General features: G+C 68.3%; 1 protein-coding gene. It reads right to left on the bottom strand.

The annotated features are described in order from the left end of the window. Nucleotides 1-81 precede the first annotated feature (81 nt). Nucleotides 82-681, bottom strand: a complete 600-nt coding sequence (locus G6018_RS09405; protein WP_182639468.1) for a mechanosensitive ion channel — start codon at nucleotides 679-681, stop codon at nucleotides 82-84. Nucleotides 682-1,013: the final 332 nt, after the last annotated feature.

The raw sequence follows: 1,013 nt of genomic DNA, 5'->3' as shown, positions 1-1,013 counted from the left end.
GCGGGCGGCCGTGGAGCGACCGGCGGTCGCGGCGCGGGGGCCGATACCTGATCGGTCGCGTTCTCACTCATACCGCCATGGTCACAGATCGCGACCCCGAGAGGTATCGGGGATCTCCCCCGGTTCGTCCGTCCCGGGAGGGGGCCCGCCCACCGCACGGATGTCGTAGGCCACGCTCGCCGGAGTGATCCCGAGTTCCTTCAGCCCGGCCACCAGGTCACGTGAGATCGCGTCCTTGACCGCCCGCGCCCCGTGACTGCCGACGACGAAACGGACGGTCGCGAGGATCCAGTCCTCCTGGAGGGAGACGAAGACCTGCGGTCCGAACTCGCGGACGTCGACCGCGTAGACGCGGCTCATCCGCTGCATACTCGCCATCGCCTCGTCGCTGAGTTGGCGCGTGTGCCGATCGGCGCACGCGGAGAACAACTCGTCCACGACGCGCAGATCAACGTCGAAGGGGAGGTTGACCGAGATCTCCTCCCAGAGGAACGGGAAACCGCGGGAGTGGTTGAAGACGGCCTCGTCGAAGATCACGCCGTTGGACACGGTCACCACCCGCCCGGTGAACTGGCGGCTCGGTACCCAGTTCCCGGTCTCCGATCCGGTCATGGACGACGGGGCCCCCATCTCCATCACCGTCGTCCGCAGGAAGCCCAGCGACATCACGTCGCCACGCACCTCCCCGACGGCGATCCGGTCACCGACCGCGAAGACCCTGCCCCGGAGGTGCGTCCGCTGACGCCGACCATCGTCACTCCGAAGAGCCGCAGGGGGTCGTCCGAGCTCAGGAATCCCACGACGGTGTCGACCATGCCGTCATCATCCCTGCCGGGTGCTCTCAGGGTCGAATATCAGGGTCGGCCCCCGATGTGGAACCACGGCCCGCCCACCACGATGGAGTCATGTCCAGCACCAGCACCCACGACGTCCCATCAGAGCTCCGCTCCCTGTGGCGGACCCGACCCGTCCGGACCCCGGACGACGCCAAGATCGCCGGCGTCTGTGGCGGA

The organism is Dietzia sp. DQ11-44, assembly GCF_014145205.1.
Classification (GTDB): domain Bacteria; phylum Actinomycetota; class Actinomycetes; order Mycobacteriales; family Mycobacteriaceae; genus Dietzia; species Dietzia natronolimnaea.
The sequence above is the reverse complement of the archived record's forward strand: the minus strand, read 5'-3'. Positions and strand labels throughout refer to the sequence as shown.